The sequence below is a fragment of the Sphingobacterium chungjuense genome (genome assembly GCF_011316935.1).
Taxonomy (GTDB): Bacteria; Bacteroidota; Bacteroidia; order Sphingobacteriales; family Sphingobacteriaceae; genus Sphingobacterium; species Sphingobacterium chungjuense.
In genome coordinates, this window is sequence record NZ_WLYS01000002.1 from 376,285 (window position 1) to 400,974 (window position 24,690).

General features: G+C 42.4%; 19 protein-coding genes. 6 read left to right on the forward strand and 13 right to left on the reverse strand.

The features are described 5' to 3' along the window. Positions 1-20: 20 nt before the first annotated feature. From GKO22_RS06420 to GKO22_RS06450, 7 genes are all read right to left on the reverse strand, one after another. Entirely contained in the window at positions 21-617 is a 597-nt protein-coding gene (locus GKO22_RS06420; RefSeq protein WP_166333360.1) for a TetR/AcrR family transcriptional regulator, read from the reverse strand. A 134-nt stretch (positions 618-751) separates the two neighbouring features. After that, the gene (locus tag GKO22_RS06425; RefSeq protein ID WP_166333362.1) at positions 752-2,587 is read right to left on the reverse strand and encodes a glycoside hydrolase family 2 protein; all 1,836 of its coding nucleotides are present in this window, start codon (positions 2,585-2,587) and stop codon (positions 752-754) included. Positions 2,588-2,655: 68 nt separating this feature from the next. Continuing rightward, positions 2,656-4,071: a Gfo/Idh/MocA family oxidoreductase gene (locus tag GKO22_RS06430; protein ID WP_166333364.1), complete on the reverse strand. Its 1,416-nt coding sequence runs from the start codon at positions 4,069-4,071 to the stop codon at positions 2,656-2,658. Between the two features lie 25 nt (positions 4,072-4,096). Beyond that, a complete protein-coding gene (locus GKO22_RS06435; protein WP_394352155.1) occupies positions 4,097-5,509 on the reverse strand; it encodes a 3-keto-disaccharide hydrolase in 1,413 nt (470 codons plus the stop codon). A 49-nt stretch (positions 5,510-5,558) separates the two neighbouring features. Continuing rightward, positions 5,559-6,839, reverse strand: coding sequence for a Gfo/Idh/MocA family protein (locus GKO22_RS06440; protein ID WP_166333366.1), 1,281 nt, complete (start codon positions 6,837-6,839; stop codon positions 5,559-5,561). Between the two features lie 378 nt (positions 6,840-7,217). Next, positions 7,218-8,243 carry a glycoside hydrolase family 43 protein gene (locus tag GKO22_RS06445; protein ID WP_166333368.1) on the reverse strand — a complete coding sequence of 342 codons (1,026 nt, stop codon included), beginning with the start codon at positions 8,241-8,243 and terminating at the stop codon, positions 7,218-7,220. A gap of 33 nt (positions 8,244-8,276) precedes the next feature. Next, the gene (locus GKO22_RS06450) at positions 8,277-9,374 is read right to left on the reverse strand and encodes a glycoside hydrolase family 43 protein (RefSeq protein WP_166333369.1); all 1,098 of its coding nucleotides are present in this window, start codon (positions 9,372-9,374) and stop codon (positions 8,277-8,279) included. A gap of 197 nt (positions 9,375-9,571) precedes the next feature. Here GKO22_RS06450 and GKO22_RS06455 point away from each other — a divergent pair, with 197 nt between their 5' ends. After that, the gene (locus GKO22_RS06455; RefSeq protein WP_166333371.1) at positions 9,572-12,766 is read left to right on the forward strand and encodes a ligand-binding sensor domain-containing protein; all 3,195 of its coding nucleotides are present in this window, start codon (positions 9,572-9,574) and stop codon (positions 12,764-12,766) included. 53 nt (positions 12,767-12,819) lie between these two features. On the opposite strand, the gene GKO22_RS06460 is transcribed toward GKO22_RS06455, so the two are convergent. Then, entirely contained in the window at positions 12,820-16,467 is a 3,648-nt protein-coding gene (locus GKO22_RS06460) for an ABC transporter permease/M1 family aminopeptidase (protein ID WP_166333373.1), read from the reverse strand. Beyond that, a complete protein-coding gene (locus GKO22_RS06465; protein WP_166333375.1) occupies positions 16,460-17,344 on the reverse strand; it encodes an ABC transporter ATP-binding protein in 885 nt (294 codons plus the stop codon). Before GKO22_RS06465 ends, GKO22_RS06460 begins: the two co-directional genes overlap by 8 nt. A gap of 285 nt (positions 17,345-17,629) precedes the next feature. On the opposite strand from GKO22_RS06465, the gene GKO22_RS06470 reads away from it, so the two are divergent. From GKO22_RS06470 to GKO22_RS06480, 3 genes are all read left to right on the forward strand, one after another. Continuing rightward, on the forward strand, positions 17,630-18,193 hold the full coding sequence (locus tag GKO22_RS06470; protein WP_166333377.1) for a Crp/Fnr family transcriptional regulator: 564 nt from the start codon (positions 17,630-17,632) through the stop codon (positions 18,191-18,193). Between the two features lie 245 nt (positions 18,194-18,438). Continuing rightward, the gene (locus GKO22_RS06475) at positions 18,439-19,113 is read left to right on the forward strand and encodes a type 1 glutamine amidotransferase domain-containing protein (protein ID WP_166333379.1); all 675 of its coding nucleotides are present in this window, start codon (positions 18,439-18,441) and stop codon (positions 19,111-19,113) included. A gap of 67 nt (positions 19,114-19,180) precedes the next feature. After that, on the forward strand, positions 19,181-19,483 hold the full coding sequence (locus GKO22_RS06480; RefSeq protein ID WP_166333381.1) for a putative quinol monooxygenase: 303 nt from the start codon (positions 19,181-19,183) through the stop codon (positions 19,481-19,483). A 109-nt stretch (positions 19,484-19,592) separates the two neighbouring features. Here the strand turns inward: GKO22_RS06480 and GKO22_RS06485 are convergent, their stop codons facing one another. The 4 genes from GKO22_RS06485 to GKO22_RS06500 all read right to left on the reverse strand — a co-directional run bounded on the left by GKO22_RS06485 (position 19,593) and on the right by GKO22_RS06500 (position 22,413). Further along, positions 19,593-20,396: a M48 family metallopeptidase gene (locus GKO22_RS06485; RefSeq protein ID WP_166333383.1), complete on the reverse strand. Its 804-nt coding sequence runs from the start codon at positions 20,394-20,396 to the stop codon at positions 19,593-19,595. 69 nt (positions 20,397-20,465) lie between these two features. Next, complete coding sequence (plsY, locus tag GKO22_RS06490) at positions 20,466-21,113, reverse strand: glycerol-3-phosphate 1-O-acyltransferase PlsY (RefSeq protein WP_166333385.1); 648 nt, start codon at positions 21,111-21,113, stop codon at positions 20,466-20,468. A gap of 13 nt (positions 21,114-21,126) precedes the next feature. Further along, the gene (gene nadC, locus GKO22_RS06495; protein ID WP_166333387.1) at positions 21,127-21,987 is read right to left on the reverse strand and encodes a carboxylating nicotinate-nucleotide diphosphorylase; all 861 of its coding nucleotides are present in this window, start codon (positions 21,985-21,987) and stop codon (positions 21,127-21,129) included. Positions 21,988-22,059: 72 nt separating this feature from the next. Then, positions 22,060-22,413, reverse strand: coding sequence for a DUF4783 domain-containing protein (locus tag GKO22_RS06500; RefSeq protein ID WP_166333389.1), 354 nt, complete (start codon positions 22,411-22,413; stop codon positions 22,060-22,062). 178 nt (positions 22,414-22,591) lie between these two features. On the opposite strand from GKO22_RS06500, the gene gpmI reads away from it, so the two are divergent. Next, entirely contained in the window at positions 22,592-24,124 is a 1,533-nt protein-coding gene (gene gpmI, locus GKO22_RS06505) for a 2,3-bisphosphoglycerate-independent phosphoglycerate mutase (RefSeq protein WP_166333391.1), read from the forward strand. Further along, positions 24,111-24,680 carry a hypothetical protein gene (locus GKO22_RS06510; protein WP_166333393.1) on the forward strand — a complete coding sequence of 190 codons (570 nt, stop codon included), beginning with the start codon at positions 24,111-24,113 and terminating at the stop codon, positions 24,678-24,680. Before gpmI ends, GKO22_RS06510 begins: the two co-directional genes overlap by 14 nt. Positions 24,681-24,690 lie beyond the last annotated feature (10 nt).

Here is a 24,690-nt window from a genome sequence, read left to right on the forward strand (position 1 = left end):
TTACTTAATCGCTTGAATAACTAAACCATTTGTTTGACATCTAGCAATAGCTTGTCTAACAGATTCAAAAGATGCTTACGTTGTTGTTCATCGTTAAAGTTCATACCAAAAAAAGGTTTATCATTATGATGGGAGTAAGCTGATAGATAATGTATCCCGCCTAGCAGAAGCGCAAATACGGCCTGCATATCAGTATCACTTTCTGCATTGTGCTCAAAATCATTGAATTTTACGCTCATTTTTGCATCTTTTTCTTCGCGAGGAGCAGCATACTCCTTTAATGCCGGCATTTTAGCAGAGAGTTCCCACACCAAGAGCTGCTTGAGCAATGGATTTTCAAAAAGTGTTTCCATTCGCTGCTTCAGATAACCAGTTAGCTCTTGGTCATCTTGGGAGTCTACAGACCCTTCCTTAAACTGTACGCTTTCAAGACTTAGAAATTCAGCTACCATGTTGGAAAAACTTTCAAAATGGTAATACAACAGCTTGCGGTCTATACCGCTGTAGCTACTAACGTATGCAACATTAACTTTACCCCAACCTTCCTCTATCAGGATGTCGTGGATCCCTTTTAGCATTTTAGCTTTTGTAATAGTTGATCTTTTTCGTTTCATCATATTAAAGAGAAATTAGCCCTCTATTTAAATAAAATTAAAATCTGCGGACGCTTAACTTTTTGAGAGATATGAACGAAAAAAGTCCCTCAAATAGCTAACTGAGGGACTTGTGGAATAGCAATTGCTATCAATAATTATTGTTTGTATAATACACTGTGCATTTTCTTCAAGGTATTTTCCGGAATTTTGATCACTTTTCTATCATAAGTCATCAAACCATTGGTCTCTACCTCCACATCTGTTGTCTGCGTGTAGACCGCGGCCGACAATCCACGGGGAATTAATTTCGAAAGATCAGTCACTGCCTTTTGATAACGATCAGCTAATTCTTCTTTATTTTTGAACGATACATAACCCCAGTTATCTTTATCTTGCCAAGTATGCCCATCTATTGGTAAACCAAAACCACCAAACTCACCTAAGGCTAAGATGAACTTGTCACCAAATAATCTTGGGTCTGGCATCGCTGCATCCGGATAATTGTGTATATCTAAAATATGACCGACATAAGCAAAATTACCACCACTAGCACTGTTTACTAAACGCGAAGGATCATGCTCCATCGTCCAATTGGTGATTTCCTCTGTCTTAAACTGACCCCACGCTTCGTTGAATGGAACCCAGATTACGATACTTGGAAAGTTGTGTAGGTGATCCATAATGCTTTTCCATTCCTTGCGATGAATCGCTTCTGACTCAGGCGTACGATCTTTGTCATGTTGTCCGTTGGAAACTTTACCGGGCTGCATATCCCAGTTATTTCCGCCCAAATCTCCACTTGGCATATCTTGCCACACTAAGATACCTAAGCTATCACAGTGTCTGTACCAACGTGCTGGCTCTACTTTGATGTGCTTCCGTATCATGTTGAAGCCCATCTCTTTCGTTTTGATAATATCAAACTTCAACGCCTCATCAGAAGGCGCAGTATGCAATCCATCTGGCCACCAACCTTGATCTAGGGGACCATAATGGAAGACAAATTTATCGTTTAAATACATCCGTTGAATCCCTTTATCATCGGCTTTCATGCTGATCTTGCGCATAGCAAAATAACTCTTGGCCTGATCTACTACTTTACCTCCACGCAGCACTTTCACCTGTAGATCGTACAATTTTGGATTGTCTGGGCTCCACAACGTTACATTGTTTAAAGGCAGGTCAATTGTAGTCGTAGCGGCAGCTGTTGCCTCGGCGATTTTTTTACCACCATCAAATGCTTCTACCACCAATTGATCACCAGATTGTGCCGCTTCAATGTTGGCGGATACCGATAAGGTGGATTTATCCACGTTCGGTGTTTGCTTGGTAGCTACGATATAAGTAGTTGGAACCGATTCGATCCACACTGTTTGCCAAATACCTGATACGGGCGTGTACCAGATACCGTGCGGATTATTGATTTGCTTACCACGTGGCTGTGGACCATCACTGGTCGGATCCCAAACACGGATTACGACTTCCTGCTTCTCCCCTTTTTTCAGTGCTTTGCTGATATCCATAGAGAATGGATCAAATCCGCCTTCGTGTTGACCGATGTGTTGGCCATTGACATAAACATCACAACGCCAATCGACCGCACCAAAATGTAGTAAGGTTTTTCCTTTTTGCCAGCGTGTCGGTACGTTAATTTCATTTTTGTACCAAAGTGCCTGATCTTTATTCAAAGAACGACCCACCCCAGAGAGCGCCGATTCTACCGCAAAAGGTACTAAGATATCACCATCCCATTGTGTTGGCGCAGCGGACACACCTTGCTCCACAATCGCGTATTTCCATAGACCATTGAGGTTTTTCCAATTGTCTTTTCTTTCCAATTGCGGCCTCGGATATTCGGGGTGCGGTTGCTGGTAATTTAGATTTTCGCCCCAGGTGGTCATAATCTTGTCTCCTGCCGGCTTCCATTCTTGCGCATTGGCCGAAGCAAAGCCGACCGCTACCACACAAGCTAAAATGCGTAGTTTGTTCATTATAGATGTTTTTCTGATGTACGTGTTAGATGCTGTAATGTATTTTTCTTGTTTATTTCTAACAATGATTAGACCTGATAGAATTGCTCCCATCCTTTCGCAGGTGGTGGGCCGATCAGCAAGGCATTCGCAAATTTGTCGTTCGTAATTTCTTTACGCGCCGGATCGAAGTCCATCTTCGTATTGAGGCGCTGTGCGATTACGCCCAAGCAGAACACCTGACTTAATGGTCCAGCAATATCAAAGGGAGAGCGGGTCTTTTCTTCCCCTTTACATGCTTTTAAGAAGTTAGCAAAGTGATTAGATGGCGACGCTGGCACTTCAGGTAGACGGCGCTCTATTTCCTGTGCTTTTCCTTCCGGAATGATCGACAAAGTACTACCGTGTGATCCACCCTTGAAGGTTAAGTCTTTACCGTAAATAATCTTGCCTGGATTGAGTTTAGCCGGCTCCATTGCTCCCGTACTTGGCGGCGGTATATTCGGATCTAATCCAGACACGCCGTAGCCTTCCGGAATTGGAGGCAGGTTATCGATCCCATCGTACCAATTAATATCCAACTTTGGCATATTTTTCCGTTTAGGAAAGCTAAATTTCAAGGTGGAAGACATCGGGAAAAAGAAGGAATTATGTCCATCTAACGAAACAGCCTCTACGCGCGTTGGCAATCCTAAAGCTAAGAACTCATGTGCGGTATCTAAAATATGTGCGCCCCAATCGCCCAATGCGCCCATGCCAAAATCAAACCAACAGCGCCATTGCCCATTCACAAAGTCCTTGTTGTAATCGTGACCCCAAGTTTGCATTTGCCAGATCTCCCAGTCTAAAGTACTTGGAATGGTTTCCGGCATCGGGAATCGCTTGATATTTGGATCCCAACCGTGCCAGCGACGTGGCATATTCATGTGGGCGTCTATGCGCGTGACATCTTTGATGATTCCGGCTTCTTTCCACGCTTTAAACTGGAAATAATTCGCTTCAGAATGCCCTTGATTACCCATTTGAGTGACCACGTTACTGTGCTTCTTAGCCTTTAGTATCATCAGTTCCACCTCGTTGAATGTCTGCGCCATCGGCTTTTCGACATACACATGTTTCCCTTGATCTATCGCTAGCATCGTAATTGCAAAATGGGCAAAGTCTGGCGTACCAATGGATACCGCATCAAACTCACTTCCAGCTTCATCAAAAAGTCGTCTGAAATCCTGAAACTTGCGCGCATTGGGAAACATCTTTAAGATTTCCTGCGTTTGTTTGGCTCCCATATCGACATCACATACCGCGACAACATTACACAATCCCGTTTTATAGAGTTCTTTGATGATTTCAGCGGCGCGATTACCAATGCCTACGCAGGCTAGATTCACACGTTCGTTGGCCGAGGCCAATTTTACGTTGCCTAAAACACTATTGCTGAGAAGCATAGCGCCACCAGCCATTGCTGTGCGAGAAATAAAGCTCCTGCGCGATAAATAATGATTCATAGTTCGTTTATTTTAAGGTGCAGGATTATTTACGTTTATTAATCTTGATGTTGCGGAAGGATACTTCATCACCATGGTCTTGTAATAAAATATGTCCTTCTTTGGCTTCGCCAAAGTTTTCCCAATCCTTGTATTTACTTTTGGCTACTAGATCTTTAAATTCTGCTGAGCCGCGTTGGTAACTTACCATCTTAACGCCATTCAAATAGTGTGTAACGTTGTTGTTCGCATCCACTACGACACGTCCGCGGTTCCACTCTCCTACTGGTCGGCGAGCGCGATCATCGCGTTTTGAAGTGATCAAGTCATAAAGTGAGGCCAAGGTACGATTGCCATCGCGCCCCATCTTAGCATCTGGATGAACCTTATCATCCAACACTTGAAACTCCAAGCCGATGGCGGAACCTACGGTCTGCTCTTTTAACGTCACGAAATATTTTACCCCACTGTTTGCTCCAGGCGTCAGTTTGAATTCGAAAGAGAGGTCAAATACCGCATATTTATCGCGTGTAATGATATCTCCACCGTTGGTCGATTCGCCACCATCTGATTTTTGAACTTTAATAATGCCATCGCCTACTTTCCAACCATGAGCTGGGAAGTTTTGATCGCGCACACTGCGCCATTGGTCAGCCGAGTTCCCATCGAACAACAGACTCCAGCCGGCTTTTTTCTCCGCAGCGCTCAAGTTGTTTGGCTTTAGGTTGACGATGTGCTGATCTTTTGCAAAGGAGGATGATTTCAAGTTCTCCGTCTGTATCCTAATATTTTTGAAATATACTTTCTTGCCATCCTGATCGTCGGTAATACTATGTACTTGCAATCCGATAAATCCTTTCTGATCCAGCGTATCCACCACGTAGGCCACGGGCACACCATTTACCCATGTGCGCAACTCATCGCCAATCGCTTCAATGCGCAAGTGATTGTATTCATTTCTTTTGTACGCCGTTTTGGCTTTTTCATTGAGATCTAATGGATACAACCAACCGCGCCGCGCTTCGTCGTAGATACCACCTGTCCAAGCTCGATCACTAGGATCGACTTCTACTTGTCTTCCATACACACGACCTCTACCACCATCTGCCTGCATATCAATATGACTGCGTGTTTGCACGCCAGAGTTGGTTTGATCGCCTTCTAACTTAATATCTAATTCTAGAATGAAATCACCGTATTCCTGCTCTGTGATCAAAAAAGAATTGGGTGTACCTTTGGTCATCGTGCCGACGATCTCCCCATTTACTACGTTGTAAGGCGCTTTGCCACCTACCGCTTTCCAACCTTGCAAGGTTTGTCCGTCGAACAGATCTTTCCAACCGCGCTTTTGCGCGAAGCTATCGGCCGGTAGGCCAATCATCAAAGCGGCTCCGGCTAACGCCATCACCTTACACCAAGATGGCATCCTTCTTCCTACTATCGTTTTTGTAATCATCATTAGCATTTATTTGGTTATTCTTTTTAATTTCTATTTTGCCGCATCTCGACTATTTGGGCATTTTGTATCCATTATTATACTGTGCTGCCAGGTATCTGTTTGCGCGCTTGTCCGTAAACTGATGCTTATTTCTGTCCCAATACAACTTCTGCCCGGTGCGGTATGCAATATTGCCCAATTGTGCGAAGATTGCGATGTGCGCACCGGCTTCGATAGGCGCGTTCAATAGCTCTGGCCGCTGCTGTACGATCGCATCGACAAAATTGACCATGTGCTTATCTAACCCATCGTCAACCGACTTTTGTAACGTGACAGCCGCCATACGATCCCCTTCGGGAATGACTTCCCATCCGCCGCGATTGAGCACCAACGTACCGTTATTGCCAATGAAAGCCACACCGTGATCCCGATTGTACGGCCCGCCACTAATGCCAATAGCGTGTTCCCACTGGATATTGAAATCTTCAAACTCGTACACAGCTGTCAAGGTGTCTGGCGTTTCAGATGCACCGTCTGCCGCTGCAAACTTGCCGCCTGCTGCCATCACCGATACAGGATCTGAAACTTGCATACCCAACAGAGCATAATCTAGCATGTGTACACCCCAATCGGTCATCAGGCCGCCGGCGTAATCCCAAAACCAGCGAAATTCAAAATGGAAACGGTTGGAATTGAACGGTCTTTTTTGTGCTGGACCAAGCCATTTATCATAATCGACATGCGCAGGCGCTACCGTGTCCGGTTTTTTCGTGATCGGAGTTTTCCACCCAACGTATGACCAAGCTTTGACCTGTCGAATCTTCCCTAGCTTGCCAGAATGCACAAAATCGATCGCATCTTTGAAATGCTGTTGGCTACGCTGCCACTGACCTACTTGTACGATTGCCCGATGAGATCGTGCGGTAGCCACCATCACCTCACATTCTGCAATAGAGTTACCAATCGGTTTTTCCACATAAACATGTTTCCCAGCGCGCACAGCATCCACCATCTGTAGGCAATGCCAATGATCTGGCGTACCAATTATGATAGCATCGACATCGGGATCTTGTAACAGTTCTTTATAATCGGTGTATGTTTTGACGGTGATATTTCGAGCCTTTAACTCGCCAACTCGTTTGCTGAGCACCTCTTTGTCTACGTCGCAAAGAGCGGTACACTGTACTCTGCTATCCTTAAGAATCGCTTGTAAGTTGGACCAACCCATGCCATGTATCCCTATCACGCCAACACGAATCGAATTGGCCGAAATGGATCTAGCGAAAGCGCCCCAACTCATGGCAGAGGCTGCTAACAGCGCTGTACTTGTAATAAATTTTTTTCTGTCCATTCGGTTAGATGCTTATCTGCACGGAAAGCTTCAAGTTTATTTTTTAATGATCTCACGAAATTCAATCATAAAAATCCCCTAGCGAATTTCGCTAGACATCATTATTCGTTAAATTGATCGTCTATAATGGTATCAAAGAAATCTATGATAAAACGTTGCCCTGTTACAAACAGTTTATTCATAGACTGATAATATCGAAGCTAGCTATTTTCTGGTAGAAAATCTACTAAAAAGTACGATATCGTTGTAGGTGTGTTATCCAAAGACCGACCATATCGAAGCTATTCATTTTGTGGTTACAAAGCTTACCATATTGTATCAAAACCTCATCAAATCGTATCATGCGCCGCTTTATTGATAGTATAGCACCTGATAGGGCTAATCCTCTACCTGTAAAAACTGGATGTCGCTACCTAAAAAGACCGGCACTTTGACACCATCTTCATTTTCTGTCTCCCAGTCGAAAGGGACGATCGCCGTACGGCGCGGCCCGACTGCTGTCGTCGAATTATGTGTATGACAGACGTAAAGCCATTGATTATTTGCTCGGAATACATCACCGTGTCCTGTACCCGGCCAATTGGTATGATCCACACTGAGCAAAGCTTCGTTCCCGACTTTAATCCACGGTCCAGTAGGCTGATCAGCCACTGCCATTCCTACGGCGTAGTAGGGATTTCGAAAATCATTCGCTGAATAAAACAGGTAGTACGTATTGTCTCTTTTTATGACGGTTGGCCCCTCTGCTACAGGCCAAGAGACATTATCCGTATTTTCCCAAGGCAGCGAGGCGTCTAGGATTTCTACTAATGTGCCTGCTTTGATCGATCCATAATCATCATTCAGCTCTGCTACAAAAATCCGATTGCCGTTTTGCAGCTTTACATGATACAGATACTTCTTACCATCTTCATCCTGATAGATGAATGGATCAATCTGCTTTCCTTCAGTAATGATGGGTACTTGTTGTTGCTGCGTGAATGGGCCTAACGGCGATGCACTTTTTGCAATGGCGATGTTTTCGTTCGCGGTGTATGCCATGTAATAGGTATTGCCTTCTTTCCACACTTGCGGTGCCCAAAAACCTTTGTCACCAAAAACATCATCTTTAATAAGTGCAAATCCATTGTTGACGCCTACCGGCCCTTCCCAATCGGTAAGATTAGTCGATCGATACACACGAAATCCATGATCTGGTTGATCGCCATCAGTACCATAAAGATAATAGACCCCATTATCTTCAAAGATGGTTGGGTCGGCTGCGAAAATAGAAACTGAATCTGCCAATTCCTTCGTGCTCATCATCTCTGCCTCACTACTGAAGCTACAGGAAATGAATGCAAAAGACGCCATTAAAGAACTTAACCACATAAAAAAGGAGTAAAAGGACAAACTAAATTTCATAACTAATCAATTTTATGAACGGATACTATTTTATTAATCTTCTAAGTTTACAGTGGGGCCATTTACATGAAGATTTCCGTCCTCATCGATCACCAAACGATCTATAAATGCTAAGCGTTGATCGCCGGTTTTGCTTGTGCGACCGTGATACACGCACCAGGTTGTGCCGCTACGATCCGTCACCAAACTATTGTGTCCTGTGCCGGTTACCACACCGCCTTCAGCGGTATTCTTTTGTAGAATAGGATTATTTGGCGATTTTTCAAAAGGGCCTAAAGGATGCGTAGAGGTGGCATATCCTACAGCATAATTTTCACCGCCAAAATAATTTGCGGAGTACATCATATAATAGGTTTGTCCTTCTTTGAAGATATAAGATCCCTCTGTCCATCGGCGATTGACTTCACCGCTGGTCACCGAACGACTTTCCCACTCGGATTGTTTATCGGCCATATCTACTGGCGGGCGAAGCAATAGCACAGGTTCTCCAACGACACGTGAAAAATCCGCGGCCAATTCCACGCCATAAATCCAGCTCTCTTCTACCGAATCAAACATCCCCTTCTCCTTGGCCCATTCCGAAATCTCGGAATCTACTGCATGCTTATAACAGCATCTGGAGTAGTACATGTACACCTTACCATTATCTGCAAAATACAGGTTGGCATCAATGATTGGATATCCTGGATCGAATATCGGACCCGACGAACGATCTATAAATGGCCCTAACGGGCTGTCTGCTTCGGCTACGCCGATTCTAAAATTTTCCAGCTCGTTATTGGGATTATCTTTCCAGTCAGCACTATAGAATAAATAATATTTTCCCTTATGCTCGTATACCTCTGGAGCCCAAAAATCTTTGACGCCCCAAGCATGCTCCTGATCGTTGCTGTACGCTGTACCTTCTTTTTTCCAAGATGTCATATCGTCCGAAACATATACAACAAATCCATTCTCCACTCCCCCAGTACCATACATATAGTAGCGATCTGAAGCCTTATCGTATAGAACATAAGGATCACCAAACGGCACATCTAGTGGATTACTAGGCTGCACCGACTCCGATGTAGTTCGGTTGCAAGCAGTAAGGCTGATGAACAACCCAATGAAATAAAATAAAAATCGCTTCATGTGTTTGTATAAGGTTTTGTGTTGATGTCACTATCGTGGACTTCAAAAGTGCCACTCAATTGGTAATGATGATCGGTGTAGAATGAATATGATCCAACACCTTTTGATACATCGTGTTATCTTATTTTTGTTTATAATTGTAGGTAAACTTAATGTAAATTTCTCGTATCTACCTATCGCAAAGTTGTGGAATAATCATGTCAAAAATTTGTCGTTTTAGCTCAAAAACGTTTAAAATCGTCTCACTGATACCGGGTCGAATAGAGCTGTGTATTGCCTTGCTCACTTTTTTTGTAAGCACAAGTGCCGCTATTGCTCAGATTTATTTCAACAATTTTCAGGTGGCCAATGGGCTATCTAACAATGCCGTGCTGTGCAGCGCGCAGGATCAGGATGGATTTCTCTGGCTTGGTACGCGACACGGGCTAAATCGTTTTGATGGTTACAATTTCAAAACGTATTATGCCAATCCCAATGGCGATACAGGCTTAGGTAGCAATTTCATCCACAGTCTTTGCGTAGCCGATAATAAAGAAATCTGGGTAGGTACCGATCAAGGTTTGTATATTTTCGATCCCTATCGGCAAACCTTTTCTTTATTGTCTGAAACACTGACCAAAGAGATCATCCAAATTCAAAAGGATCGCATTGGTGATATGTGGTTTATCGCCAACAATGAACTATTTCATTACAGTGTGAAGCAACGAAAGCTAACGTGTAAGGTAAGTCATATACAGGATCATGTCTCGCATTTTTGCATAGATCGTCTCAATAAAATATGGTATGGCGCCGGCGCAAACATCGTATCCCTCCACAATAAAAAGCGCTACGCGCTAGAAACTAGCCAAAACTGGAACAATCGCATCGAAAAGCTGTTCGTAGATGATCAAAACGACATCTGGGTAGGTACGTCTAAAAGAGGTGTTTATCGTTGGTCGTCTGCAAATCAAAAGACAACACATGTGATCCCGAACATACAGACAAATACGCCGCTTTTCGTACGAGATATTATCGAAGGAGATCAAGATCAATTATGGATCGCTACCGAGATGGGATTAGTAATCTATGATAAACAAAAAGGCACCTATTCCATCCAAAGGCACGAAAAAGATAATCCTTGGAGTCTGAGCGACAATGCTTTATACACCATCACAAAAGATCATCAACAGGGCATCTGGATCGGCACGTTTTTCGGTGGATTGAATTACTACCATCGGCAGCACAATTTTTTTGAGAAAATATTTCCGCGCTATTCTACGAACTCGATCCAAGGACACGCTACCAGAGAGGTCGTAGAAGATCAATACCATAACATCTGGATCGGAACAGAAGATGAAGGTTTGACCTGTTGGTCTCCCAAAAGCAATGTTTTTCAAACCTTAGGTCCTGCCTCTGGACTTTCGCATAGCAATGTGCATGGCCTAGCCTTGGTTGGTGATAGTTTGTTAGTCGGCACTTTTTACAAAGGCATGGATGTGGTGGATGTTCGCAGCAAACGTGTTATCAAATCTTTCACAATAGCATCTACTCAAGGAGCTTTAGGTGACGATTTTGTGTATTATATTTATCGAACACGAGATGGACGCGTGCTGTTAGCCACTTCTAAAGGCTTATATAATTTCACGCCGGGAACAGACCGTATTGAATACGTCCAACATGCACCCAAGCACGTATTTTACACGTCTATTTTTGAAGACAAGCAGGGATTTCTTTGGCTGACGACCTGGCGAAATGGCATCATCAAACTGGATCAAGCGAAGGGAAAAATGGAACGCTACTGGCACGATCCAAAAGACAAGAATTCATTGAACAGCAATCGTGCTAATCGCGTTTTTCAGGATCACGCGGGACAGATCTGGATCGCTACCGAAAGTGGAATCGCACTTTGGCGCGAAAAAGAAAACAATTTTGAGCGCATCACCAGCAGAAATGGGCTTCCAAGTAATATGATTTTAGGTTTTGAGCAAGATGTGCTACACAACATGTGGATCAGTACCTCACGAGGCTTGGTAAAAATGGAGTACAACAAGCGCGGTATCGAAACCTTTGATACCGAATTGGGCATCTTAGATCTACAATTCAATTACAATTCTGCTTATAAAGACTCTCAGGGATATTTATACTTTGGATCCACTAAAGGGATGATTCGCTTCAATCCCCAAGGATTGAGTGCTTTGTATCGCACCAATATGGTAACCCCTATTTATATCACTGGCATACAATCCCATCAGCGCGAGCTCATTATTGGTGGTGCTCCCGGTGATCTCACTAGATCGATCACCTACACCGACGCGATTACTTTAGATCACGACGAATCCACCATCAGCATTGATTTTGCGGCACTCAATTATGTATCTGCACAATCGACTTCCTATCGTTATCGATTACTTGGGCTAGATTCGGCGTGGACTTTTTTACGTAAAAATAATAAAGCCAATTTCACCAAAATTCCGCCCGGTCGGTATACCTTTCAGGTATTGGCATGTGATGCCAACGGATTGCCGATTTCAAAAGAAAAACAATTGCAAATCATCATCAGACCACCGTTTTGGGCAAGTATTCCCGCCTTCGTATTTTACGGTATATTTATCCTTAGCGTTATTAGCTTAGCTATTTACTTTTACGATCGCCATGTACGAGAGAAAAATAGACGCCGATTGCAGACGATCAAAACGCATAAAGAGCGGGAACTATACCGGGCGAAGATGGACTTTTTTATGCGCGTTACGCACGAGATCAAAACACCGCTAACGCTAATTAAAGCACCATTAGAAAAAATCACGACGCTACCGCATGATGAAAAAACTAACAAATGGCTGAATACCATTCAGATCAATACAGATAGATTGATTTCTTTGACCGAGCAATTACTCGATTTTCGTAAGGTCGAGAGCGACGAAGTCTCCTTGCATCTGAAAAAACAACCTATCGCCCCACTCATAAGATGGTGCGTACAGGAATTTGAACCGATCATCGAAAACAGATCCCTAAAGGTCACGCTGAACCTACACGAATCGTTAGAAGCCTCTATTGATGTAGAGGTTATCTATAAAATCGTCAACAATCTTTTGTCTAATGCCGTCAAGTACGCCGACAATCTCGTGATCATTAGCTTACAGGAAGAACCTCATACCGAGACGTTTGCTTGTACCATAGAGAATGATGGTATTAAACTGCAAAGCGCGGATATATCCGAAATTTTCAAGCCATTTCACCGCTCGAGCCAACATTATCAGGTCGCTGGATCTGGATTGGGCTTGGCACTGGCGTATTCCTTCACGAATCTGCACAGTGGCGAACTGCTTTATCAAGATAATGGCTCGTTGCATAATATATTCGTAATGCGTATCCCTTTGGATGCTCGAAAATCTACCCACAAAGCCCACTCATAAAAAAGACCTCGTGGCCAATGGCTATCGAGGTCTTTACAACAGATAAAATTAAACTATATCTTCTTCCGATTATCATTAGAATCGGTATCTATCAATTTATTATTCGGATCTACGCCTACTTCTAGCGGCTTGCTATCTACTATTATTTGCATCTTGTTATTGATCTGATCGATCTTGATGCGTTTCATATAGATTGGATTCTCCACATCGTGCTTCCCTGTTTTTTGGGGCTCTCCGAAGATCGCAATATCTACATAATCCTTGAGTGGCAGAGACTGTACTTCGACGCCATCTACTTTGGTTTTTATACCCGTGCCAGCAGCGTCTTCAAAGCTTTTTTTACCTTTTGCATCGGTACGATACTTCGATACTTGAAATTCTATATCGACCTCATATTTTCCATTGGCCAATTCCTTCGAACTTATATTAGTAATCTTGTTATCGTACAAGGTGATCGTTTCATACATATCTCGTACGGCATACTGTAGCGAATCGGGCACGTGTTCTTTCAGCAGATCCACAAATTCTAATGAAGTGGTATATGGTGGATATTGAAATGCCACTGCATCAATGTAATCACTCAATAGCGCATTAAAGGCCGTCTCGCCCATGAGATCGCTCAGGGCATACATCGCCAGAGAACCCTTGTTGTAGTGAATATAAGCCTGATTTTCATTAAACATCAACGGATTTTCGCCCAATTGCTCCGTGGCGCGACCGCGCAGGTAACTATCCAACGCTTCTTTTAGAAAGCGGCGCATTTGATGCTTACCATACGTTTCTTCCAACACTTTCAGCGAACTGTATTCTGCCAACGACTCCGACATCATTGTGGCACCTTTTACGCCTGCGCCGATGACCTGATGCGCCCACCATTGGTGTGCAAATTCATGCGCGATGACGCTATATGGATAATCGATACCATTCGGATTATCTTCATCTACCTGGGCAATAAAACCAATCGCTTCTGAAAATGGCACCGTATTGGCAAATGCTTGCGCGAATGTGCCATGTGTTTTGGGAAACTCGATCACACGCAACTGCGTAAACTGATACGGACTAAAGTTGGCTTCGTAATATTCCAGCGATTTTTTCATCGAAGCCATCATCCGTGCAAGATTGTAGGTATGATCCCGGTGATAATAAATCTCCAAATTCACATCGTTCAAGGAATCACGCATAACCTCAAAACGAGCAGAGATGATCGAATAAAAATTCAACATTTTATTATCCATCTGATAATGGAAATACCGTCTACCATCATCTCCGATCCACTCTTTTTGCAAATAACCCGGTGCGATGGCGATCTGATCGGGCGAGGTGCTCACCGTCGCCTCGAAATCGATCCAATCGGCGTCGTGCGAGATATAATTATTACCCAATGCTGCTTCATCCGTTGGATCAGGCATACGATCTTTAGGCGGCAGTCCGTACTTCGCTCTCACTTTATTATCATCGAGTTCCATTCTTGGATCATAGGCGAATGTGGGAAACATACTACTATTCAAAAATGTTCCGTTGGACAAGATGGGCGATTTATCTTTTAAAAATGTGTTCGGCTCATTGGCAAAAGAGAATTCCATTTCCATCGTATCCAATGGCTGCAATGGCCTTGCTAAGGCATAAATCCGAATGTTGGCGATCGTATCGTTGATGACCGTACTGTTTTCTATGGAAAAATTCTCCGAAGTAATATTGTCGTTGTGCGACATAAATAGCGTATCAATAGCTTCATTCGTTTTATTCACATAACGCATGCGAATAGCCGCTGTATAATCGCGTTCTTCGGGAAAGATATCCATATTCAATTTTACGTCGATCAGTCGCGGTGCTGCCTTATCGGCATAGTGCCCATAGGTCTTCTCGATATTTACGGATGTTTTTTCTCTGTCTTGATCAGAAATGTATGGCTCCGCCACATTATTGTGGTAGTAGATAGCATATCCCAAACCCAGAAATGCAACGGCCGCTAATGCCGTAGGCACGATCAGGATTGCTGTAGCGCGCTGCCGCAATGTGCTGAATCGTCCTTTTAGATTGCCCATCAGTCCACGACGCCAAAATAGCAACGCAAGACCGGCTAACATCACTGCAAACAGAAACCAATACAAGCGGTAGTAGAAGTATTCCCGCAAGCTACCGTAGCCATTCATATCTGAATATTCATAGCCCGTCGCCATATTGAATTTAAAAATAGCTTGCTCAATCCCGATTTTAGAAAGAAATGGAAGACCTATGTATAGGATCAAACAGACTATAAATCCGACAAAATAATTCTTGAAAAACGAATGTATAAAGAGCGCAAAGAGTATATACACCACGTATTTTGGAAGATCCAACACAAAAAGTTCCATTAGATAATGGCCGACCTCAAAATGATAAAATCCTTGATACGCTTGATATCCGATACCCGTCAGCATACTGATAAATAAAATCAGCATGGTCATCTGTACTAAAGCGAGTGCTTTAGAAAGGAATAGTGCCCAATTCGGAATCGCTGTTGAATCTACCAGAAGATCCATTTTGGCCATACGCGCGCGCTGAATCAATATCCCCGCAAAAAGGAAAACCAGAATAACAATGAAGAAGCTATATACCGACCCGATCGTGGAAAGCAACTTCCAAGTCACCGGATACGTTTCTGTCCCCATTATACTACCCACCGATTCGGTCACAATCAGCACCATCAACACCGCAATCACCATGATAACGATGAAAGTCCAATTGCGCACAATGGCCTTCAGATCGTACCACGATAAGCGGAAAGCTACAGCTAATCGACTCCAAAAACTATAAATCAGATCCACTTTTGGCAAATCGATCTTCATTACACTACCAAAATTCTCTTTAATAAGGCGCTTGCCAGACTTACGTCTACCAATCTGGTGACCGTGGTGTGAGAAGTTAAATGCACGATAAACTAATGTGCCAATCACAGCAGCTACGCCAAGCCAAATCAATCGATTGTATAGCAGTACGCCAGATATCGGTAAAAAGCGCGTATTTTGTTCTTCGACACTCCAATATTTAGAATAATAACTGATTGGATTAAAACCAAACGGATCCAGTAATGCTACGGTATACAGATTATCCATATTCCGAGTCATATTGTCTAGTACCGTTTGTAATACAAAAAGTAGCAGGACAAAGATGAATCCGACGTAAATATTTCGCGAGTAATTGACGACAGCGAATACCATCAAGCCAAACAATACCATGTTTGGTATGATGAGCACGGAAAAAGCTTGTAGATAAGCCAATATATTATTGGGTCCCAAAAGATCCTTATTTACATTAGGCATGTATTGACCAACAAAGAAACCCAACATACAGGCTACCGGAATTAGCAAGGTAATGAGTAAGCTACTCAGGAACTTGGCACCCAGATAGGCTGACTTCGTCAGTGGATAAGAGAACATCACCTGATGCACCTGATACTGATAATCCCGGAAAACCGACGCTCCAATAATGGTAGGCAACAGGAAATAGACTAACGTAGAAAATGCATTGAGAAAACCTGCGATATTGATTGGAGAATTGACATAGGTAGGACTTGATGTTGTGACAGTTACGCCGTCGAACGCACCTAATGATGACATCGTGGAGAATACCGATATAGCAAAAAACAAAACGCAGTACACGTAAAACACCGGATTGCGCAACCAACGCGTGATCTCGAAATTAAATATGGTACTAAACATGTTGGTTATCTCCCTTTAATGATACAAAATATACGTCTTCCAAGATCGGCTTTGCACCGACAAACTGTTCACCCGGATTTTGCTCTGCAAATACCCGAATATTGAGCGAATTGTCGCGATTATAACTGGAAGAAATGACATTGTATTGGCTATTGACTGCATCAAAATTTTCTCGATCAATGTTACTTGTCCAGATCTTACCTTGCAATTCGTCTTCACCCGCTTGAGAACTTCCCCGGTATAGCACTCTTCCGCCATTCACGATGGCCAGTTCGTGGCACAATTCCCGTACATCATCCACGATATGTGTTGAAAAAATAACGGTATGACTGGTACCAATCTCGCGCAGTACATTGAGGAAGCGTTGTCTCTCAGCCGGATCTAAGCCTGCTGTTGGTTCGTCTACGATAATAAGTTTTGGATCGTTGAGCAATAATTGTGCAATACCAAAGCGTTGTTTCATCCCGCCGGAGTAACCACTGACGTTTTTGGACTTCACCTGATACAGGTTAGTGATCTCCAACACTTTTTGCACGATTTTCTTACGATCAGCTCGGCTACTGATGCCCTTCAAGTGTGCAAAGTAATCCAGCAGATCTTCGGCCGACATATTAGGATAAACGCCAAATTCCTGCGGAAGATAGCCCAGTACATGACGTAATTGCATAGGATCTTTCAACACATCAATATCTCCAAATGAAATTTCACCCGTATCAGGACGCTGCAGCGTGGCGATGGTACGCATTAAGGTCGATTTTCCAGCTCCATTAGGGCCCAGTAATCCAAACATGCCCGGCTTGATGCGCAAGTTGATACCATCAAGCGCCTTTACGCCATTTTCATATGTTTTGTTTAGATTATTGATTACTAAATCCATGGTGTTAGTTTTTTTAAGGTATTAGTAGCGCTTCCCATCATTTTGTTACAAAAGAATATTAGTGAAAGACATAAACTTGCAAAACCACTGAATCCGTTATGGCATAACGACTTGTAAAACAATAGTCTGCAGGTGGAGAAAGGTGCACTGTTTTTTTGAGCACACGACTTACTCAACAGTTTGTTACGTGGAGTGGATGGATAGTATTCCCAAAACACACAGTTAATAACGAAATTCTAAATTAATGTTTAAATTGCTTTAGTTTTAAAACATTTTCGATCTATCATGGAAACACTTCGGCAACATATTGAACAAATCACTTCTTTAGCCGATGAAGAATTTGAATTTATCCATCCTCATTTTACGAAGAAGCGTATACTAAAAAATCAATATTTGCTACACGAAGATGATGATGTAAAATACGAGTTTCTTGTCTTATCCGGGCTCTATAAAGTTATATTTTTGGATGATCAAGGTAAAGAACACATTATTCAATTTGCTAAAGAAAACTGGTGGATGAGTGATTATCAAGCATTTTTCCAAGAGACGAAAGCAACGGTTTTTATTCAATGTATAGAAGCAGGAGAAGTATTGGCTTCTACTTTGGAAACAAGGGAAAAGCTTTCTGCAGAATTTCATAAGATGGAACATTTCTACCGTTTAAAACTCACCAACGGATACATAGCATTGCAACAACGGATTCGGCTATTGCTTTCCAGCACACCACAGGAACGTTATGAGAAATTTGTTCAACTCTATCCTGATTTATTACAACGCCTTCCAAAAAGACTGATTGCTGAATACCTTGGGGTAAGTCGCGAAACGTTGAGTAGATTGTATTCTAAATAAGTAGCATTTAATAGAAAACATACCTATAAGAAGTTGTCGATCATTGTCGACTTCGTGCGTACACCAGCCCTCCCTCTGGGTATAGTATGAACAAATCATACGCTATCTAGATATATATTTTCTTTCATACGATGTGATTTCGGTCACACGGTTTTAGTGCGTTGCCTCCTTCCTAAGGGGCAGCAGTTCATAGTATCTTTGATATATCAAAAGCAATAATATATCCATTTAAAAACTAAGATATCATGAGCAAAAAAGTTTTAATAATCGCCTCCAATGCTAATGCGATTGGACCGAACAACAGAAGAACAGGTGTTTTTTTACCAGAAGTTGCGCACCCTTATGCCGAGTTTGTAAAAGCTGGATTTCACATTGACTTTGCTTCCTTAACTGGTGATACCCCATACTTAGACGCACTACAATTAGCAAATGATCCTGACAACCTTAATTTTTTAATAGGTGATGGCTGGAATTTAATGCAAAAAGCTTCTAAATTGGAAGATGTGGACACTAATGTATACGACGCGATATTTATTCCGGGAGGACTAGCACCGATGGTCGATATGCCTGAAAATGAATTATTGAAAAAGGTAGTTGTAGATACCTATGAGCGTGGTGCCATAATCAGTGCCGTATGTCATGGGCCGGTAGCTTTCCTAAATGCCAAATTAAATGATGATACTTATCTTGTTGCAGGTAAAAATATCTCATCGTTTACTACAAAAGAAGAAGATAACTATGCTAGAGCCGATGTTCCATTCGATCTGCAAACAGCTCTGGTCGCACAAGGCGCTATATTTCATGAAGCAGAACCTTGGCAAGAACAAAGTATTCAGGACGGACAAATAGTTACTGGGCAAAATCCCGCTTCAGCAAAAGGTGTAGGCCAAAAAGTTGTCGCTATATTGACCGGAAAATAATAATATAACAAGGGAAGGCAATACTTCATTATTAAATGGTATTGATTATCGCAAAACACAATAAATCATGACGAAAAAAAACATCACCACGTTTGCTAAATGGCAAGTAAAACAAGGTCACTTAGAAACAGTTTTGTCTTTATTGAATGAAGCTGTCGCCAAAAGTACACACGAAGATGGTAATCTGAAATACGAAGTGTATCAAGGCAATGACAACAGTAACACGTTGATACTTTTTGAAAAATATAAAGATCAAGACGCTTTAGACTTTCATCGTGCTTCTGCACATTTTCAGGAAGTAATAGTGGCTCAAATAGTGCCTTTATTAGAAAGTAGAGAAGTCATTCTGATGTCTCCATTGGATTTATAACGCTCATAAACCACTCGTTATGAGATATTTTTAAATCATCAATCTATTCTTACAAAAAAAGGAAGATCCTTTTCGGGATCTTCCTTTTACTTATCAGATTCTCTGATACTTATTTTCTATAGTATTTCATTGCCTCTGGTACTAATGATTCCAATTGGCTAATACGCCGCGCATCGCTAGGGTGCGTACTCAGGAACTCCGGCTGCGATTGACCTGACTTAGCATTGGCCATTCTGCTCCAAAATTGCACCGCTTCATTAGGGTCATATCCAGCTAGTGCCATGATTATAATTCCTGCACGGTCGGCCGCCAACTCATCCTGTCTAGAAAAGCTCAACATACCGATATTACCGCCGATACCATAAACCTGATTAAATATACCTACACTTTTGCTATTGCTGATTTGTGCTGCGCCACCAAGCACTGCACCACCGAGCTGCAAAGCCATCTGATTAGATATTTGCGCTACAGAGTGTTCTTCGATTGCATGCGCAATCTCATGTCCCATTACCGTTGCCAAACCAGCTTCCGTTGCCGTTATCGGCAAAATACCGGTATAAACAGCTACTTTTCCTCCGGGCATACACCAAGCATTTACATCTGGACTTTCTACGAGATTAAATTCCCAGTTAAAGTTGAATTTGTCTGCTAAACCACGTTCTGTTAAAAATTGCTGTGTAGCTGTCGCAATACGATTACCCACATTCTTCACCATCGTCGCCTGAGCGGTACCAGTAACTACTTTCGAACTATTGCTCCCTAAAAACTCTTTATAGGCAACAGAGGCTTGCTGGTTAATTGTCTCTGAATCAACTAATCTCAGGTATTTGCGACCAGTAATGGCTGAGGTGGCACAACCAACTAATACGGCAGATATTAAGGCTAACGGTATATATTTTGCAATTTTTTTCATACTAATAAATGTGTTTAACAATATGGGGTTCTGTAGTTCAGTAGAGAAACACAAATGCTATGCCTAAAATTAACCAGACTTCTTTCGAAACAAATATATTTTAGATTCATGCCCCTTTAGCAGCCGTTCAATATTCTTCTGATGTGTCACTAAGATCAGCGCACAAATCGCTATGCCATACAATAAAATAGACGGTACACTGGTTTTGAAAATAAAAGCGATACTAAAAGGAAATGTGAAACCGGCCATAATAGAACCAAGTGACACATAATGTGTTAGCAAAAGAATGACGATGAATACGCTTACACACATCAGTGCAGCATAGAAGTGAATGGCGAGTACCATTCCAAAAAGTGTGGCCACTCCTTTCCCACCGCGAAATCCTGCAAAAATGGGGAAAAGATGTCCGATGACCGCAATAACGCCCAATGCGAGCTGAAAATTTACAAATGTAGAGGCATTGTCATTTCCAATGACCGAAGAATCCAGTAGATAAGGTAAATTCGTAGCGGTCCATCCTTTCAAGATATCCACAAACATTACGACAGATCCCGCCTTGCCACCTAATACCCTAAAGGTATTCGTAGCACCTGCGTTGCCACTTCCATACTCACGCACATCTACTCCGTAAAAGGCTTGTCCAAACCATACCGCAGTAGGGATAGAACCAAAGAGATAAGCCAATATAACGATGCCAGACAGATAAAGGGAAATCATGCTACTAAATTTACTAAATTAATTTGGCTTTCAGACTTAAATCCAAACTCTTGACAGAATGCGTTAGTGCACCAACGGATATATAATCCACGCCAGCCAGCGCATACGCTCTGATGGTATCGAACGTTATGCCGCCCGAAGATTCCGTAATTAATCTTCCCGCGATCCGGTTGACGGCTTTTTCTGTTTCTTCTGGGGTAAAATTATCCAACATTACCCGATCCACTTTGTCTGTAGAATCTAGCACTTCTTGTAATTCCTGCTCATTGCGTACTTCGATTTCTATTGGAATACGAAGTCCGTGCGCTGCGCGATAGCTAAATGCACTATTCAGTGCAGCGGTAATTCCACCTGCGTAATCGACGTGATTATCTTTGATCAGAATCATATCGTACAATCCAAAACGATGATTAGCACCGCCTCCAATGCGTACAGCTTCTTTTTCTAAAAACCGGATTCCGGGTGTAGTCTTTCGCGTATCCAACACCTGAGTAGATGTCCCCTGTAATAAATGAACATATTCCCGTGTGCGACTAGCAATGCCCGACATGCGTTGCATCACGTTGAGCAACAGTCTCTCAATTTTAAGAATGGAATGAATCTTTCCACGCATATAGAGCACGATATCACCGATCATGACTTGATCTCCGTCAGAAAGGAGTTTTTCGACCTCTATCGCTGGATCTATGTATTGAATGATTTCGATTCCGACTTCAACACCGGCAAGTATACCTGACTCTTTCACCAGTAATTTGGCTTCGCCAGATTGTGCGACAGAAACAGTAGAAAGTGTCGTATGATCTCCTTCACCTACATCTTCCATCATCGCTAACTCCACAAACTGATGCAGTCGTTCCCGAAAATTCCTATCCATATGACCTTGATAATTTAAGCGAATATGGAAAAAATTTGGCTGAATCGAAAGCAATGCCCTAAAAATGTTGCGTTATTCAATGCGTAATTCGCTTATTCGTATTTTTTCGCTTTCGATATCAAAGCGCACAAAAACCCGAAAAGTACTCGAGGAAGTTACAAATTCGTAGGCCCTATAATTCTGCTTATCATTTTTGACAGGAACGGATTTTACATCCACTGCACGATAATTTCTCAAAAATTCTTTCAACACCATTTCCGATTGAAATTTCGAGTAATAACCCGTTTCATTTCTGAGCGTGATGGAGACGTTGTCGGAAAAATAAGCAGCAATTTTTTTTACATTACCCTCCTTAAGACCTTGATAAATATCCTGTTCGGCATTGCCCAAGATATCGGTCAACATGATAAGCGCTAACGGTAACATCAGTAAAGATTTAAACAACATCATTCAACCTCCGATCCCTCGAAAATAAATGTAATCATAGTAGTAGATAGATAATATTATGTTTAAACATTTATCAATTTTTATGCCAAGCGCTTCGGGCGTCACTATTTACAGTTGGTTGCCTTATTTTCTTTTCATAACAAGTATATTTGTAGTAATGAGCTTAAACACGAAAAAGGTAGCACTTTTAATCTTAGATGGATTAGGCTACGGTAAAAATGACGAATCCAATGCGGTCTTGGCTTCCAAAACGCCTTTTTTAGACCAACTATTTGAAACATATCCTCACTCCAAATTAGAAGCTTCTGGCGAAGCTGTGGGCTTGCCACACGGACAGATGGGCAATTCGGAAGTGGGTCACATGAACTTGGGAGCAGGTCGTGTCGTATACCAAGAATTAGGTAGAATAAACAAAGCCGTACGCGAAGGCGAATTCAACAGCGACCCTGTTATTCAAAAGGCCCTTGAAATCGCAAAAGCAAATCATAAAAAGGTACATTTCATCGGCTTACTTTCCGATGGTGGTGTGCACGCGCATATCGAACATTTGAAAGGTCTTTGTGACGCGGCAAAGCATGCCGGTTTGACCAACGATCAAGTATTTATTCACGCTTTTACAGATGGTCGTGATACCGATCCAAACGGCGGTGTAGGCTATTTACAAGATTTACAACAACATCTAACGCACTCTGTCGGCACATTAGCTTCTGCTATTGGTCGCTACTATGCGATGGACAGAGATAACCGCTGGGAACGCGTCAAGAAAACGTATGATTTATTGGTGCACGGAACGGGCACGTTGACGAATGACCTTGTTGCTTCTATTAAGACATCGTATGCGGAAGGAATTACCGATGAGTTTATCGAACCTCTAGCTGTCGCTGGCACAGATGGCAAACCGGTGACTACGATTCAGCCAGGCGATGTGGTGATCTGCTATAATTTCCGCACCGATCGCGGTCGCGAAATCACCATTGCACTTACGCAAGAAGAATTTGCAGAGTACGATATGAAGCCCCTTTCATTACACTACGTAACATTAACTTCGTATGATGACACGTTTAAAGGTGTTGAAGTTGTATTTAGAAAAGACAATTTGACAAACACCTTAGGTCAGATTTTAGCCGGTGAAGGCAAAACGCAAGTTCGTATTGCTGAAACGGAGAAATATCCGCACGTAACCTTCTTCTTCTCGGGCGGACAGGAAGATGCTTTTCCGAACGAAAGCCGTTTGCTAGTCCCTTCTCCAAAGGTGGCAACATATGATTTGCAGCCAGAGATGAGCGCACATGGAATCGTTGACGCGATCACGAAAGATATGGACGAAAATCAGCCTGACTTTATCTGCCTGAACTTTGCCAACCCTGATATGGTAGGTCACACTGGCGTTTTTGATGCAGTCGTAAAAGCGGTAGAAACAGTTGATTACTGCACCAAACAAGTTGTTGAAAAAGGGTTAGCACATGGTTATTCCTTCATCATTTTGGCAGATCACGGGAACTCAGAATTCATGCTGAACGCAGATGGATCGGTTAACACGGCACATACCACGAACTTGGTACCATGTATTGTGATTGACGAACGTTATAAATCGGTTAAAGACGGAAAATTAGGAGATGTAGCTCCTACCGTACTACGCCTGATGGATTTACCTATTCCGGAGGAAATGACTGGCAATGTATTGGTATAACATTAAGTTACTGCTTTCCTTTCCTGTAGCTTTGCTATGCGGCATACTGCTATTGCAAAGTTGCGCAGAATCTGATGCTACAAATGCATCAGAAAATGCCTCTGAATATTATGCGGTGCATTCTTTCTTCAAAAAAGAAGTAGACAGCTTGCAGCATCACAATCCCATCGTGCAAAAAACGGTAGGAAAAGATGATGATCAGGAAACTAAGGTCATGCACATCAAAGATTGGAATGCGGAATTAGGTGCTTTCTTATCGATCGATTTATCTAAGGCAGCCTATCAGGATATGTACGAAGTGGATAGCACGGCGCAGCAGATTACCTATACCGCAAAATCCGACGAGGTAGATATACAATCGCTATCTATCGACTTAGATGCTGTTGGACAGGTTTCGGCTATGAAAGTAGTTAGGAATGAAAGCAATTTTCTGTACCAAAATAAGGAGCAGCTATCTTATGTGCGTGGCAAAGAGTATTCGATCTTAAAAGAGCAGCACATTTTGCTGTTAGGCACAAATAAATATCAGATTGTAAGCAATTTCAACACGAAATAAACGTATTTAC

Bases quoted from the DNA above. Each gene is read 5' to 3' on its own strand.
- GKO22_RS06470 (WP_166333377.1), top strand. From the start codon at position 17,630: ATGGAAACACTTCGGCAACATATTGAACAAATCACTTCTTTAGCCGAT.
- GKO22_RS06500 (WP_166333389.1), bottom strand. From the start codon at position 22,413: ATGTTACCGTTAGCGCTTATCATGTTGACCGATATCTTGGGCAATGCC.
- GKO22_RS06430 (WP_166333364.1), bottom strand. From the start codon at position 4,071: ATGAATCATTATTTATCGCGCAGGAGCTTTATTTCTCGCACAGCAATG.
- GKO22_RS06485 (WP_166333383.1), bottom strand. From the start codon at position 20,396: ATGAAAAAAATTGCAAAATATATACCGTTAGCCTTAATATCTGCCGTA.
- GKO22_RS06455 (WP_166333371.1), top strand. From the start codon at position 9,572: ATGTCAAAAATTTGTCGTTTTAGCTCAAAAACGTTTAAAATCGTCTCA.
- gpmI (WP_166333391.1), top strand. From the start codon at position 22,592: ATGAGCTTAAACACGAAAAAGGTAGCACTTTTAATCTTAGATGGATTA.
- GKO22_RS06445 (WP_166333368.1), bottom strand. From the start codon at position 8,243: ATGAAATTTAGTTTGTCCTTTTACTCCTTTTTTATGTGGTTAAGTTCT.
- GKO22_RS06475 (WP_166333379.1), top strand. From the start codon at position 18,439: ATGAGCAAAAAAGTTTTAATAATCGCCTCCAATGCTAATGCGATTGGA.
- GKO22_RS06420 (WP_166333360.1), bottom strand. From the start codon at position 617: ATGATGAAACGAAAAAGATCAACTATTACAAAAGCTAAAATGCTAAAA.
- GKO22_RS06450 (WP_166333369.1), bottom strand. From the start codon at position 9,374: ATGAAGCGATTTTTATTTTATTTCATTGGGTTGTTCATCAGCCTTACT.
- GKO22_RS06425 (WP_166333362.1), bottom strand. From the start codon at position 2,587: ATGAACAAACTACGCATTTTAGCTTGTGTGGTAGCGGTCGGCTTTGCT.
- GKO22_RS06510 (WP_166333393.1), top strand. From the start codon at position 24,111: ATGTATTGGTATAACATTAAGTTACTGCTTTCCTTTCCTGTAGCTTTG.
- plsY (WP_166333385.1), bottom strand. From the start codon at position 21,113: ATGATTTCCCTTTATCTGTCTGGCATCGTTATATTGGCTTATCTCTTT.
- GKO22_RS06440 (WP_166333366.1), bottom strand. From the start codon at position 6,839: ATGGACAGAAAAAAATTTATTACAAGTACAGCGCTGTTAGCAGCCTCT.
- nadC (WP_166333387.1), bottom strand. From the start codon at position 21,987: ATGGATAGGAATTTTCGGGAACGACTGCATCAGTTTGTGGAGTTAGCG.
- GKO22_RS06460 (WP_166333373.1), bottom strand. From the start codon at position 16,467: ATGTTTAGTACCATATTTAATTTCGAGATCACGCGTTGGTTGCGCAAT.
- GKO22_RS06465 (WP_166333375.1), bottom strand. From the start codon at position 17,344: ATGGATTTAGTAATCAATAATCTAAACAAAACATATGAAAATGGCGTA.
- GKO22_RS06435 (WP_394352155.1), bottom strand. From the start codon at position 5,509: ATGATGATTACAAAAACGATAGTAGGAAGAAGGATGCCATCTTGGTGT.
- GKO22_RS06480 (WP_166333381.1), top strand. From the start codon at position 19,181: ATGACGAAAAAAAACATCACCACGTTTGCTAAATGGCAAGTAAAACAA.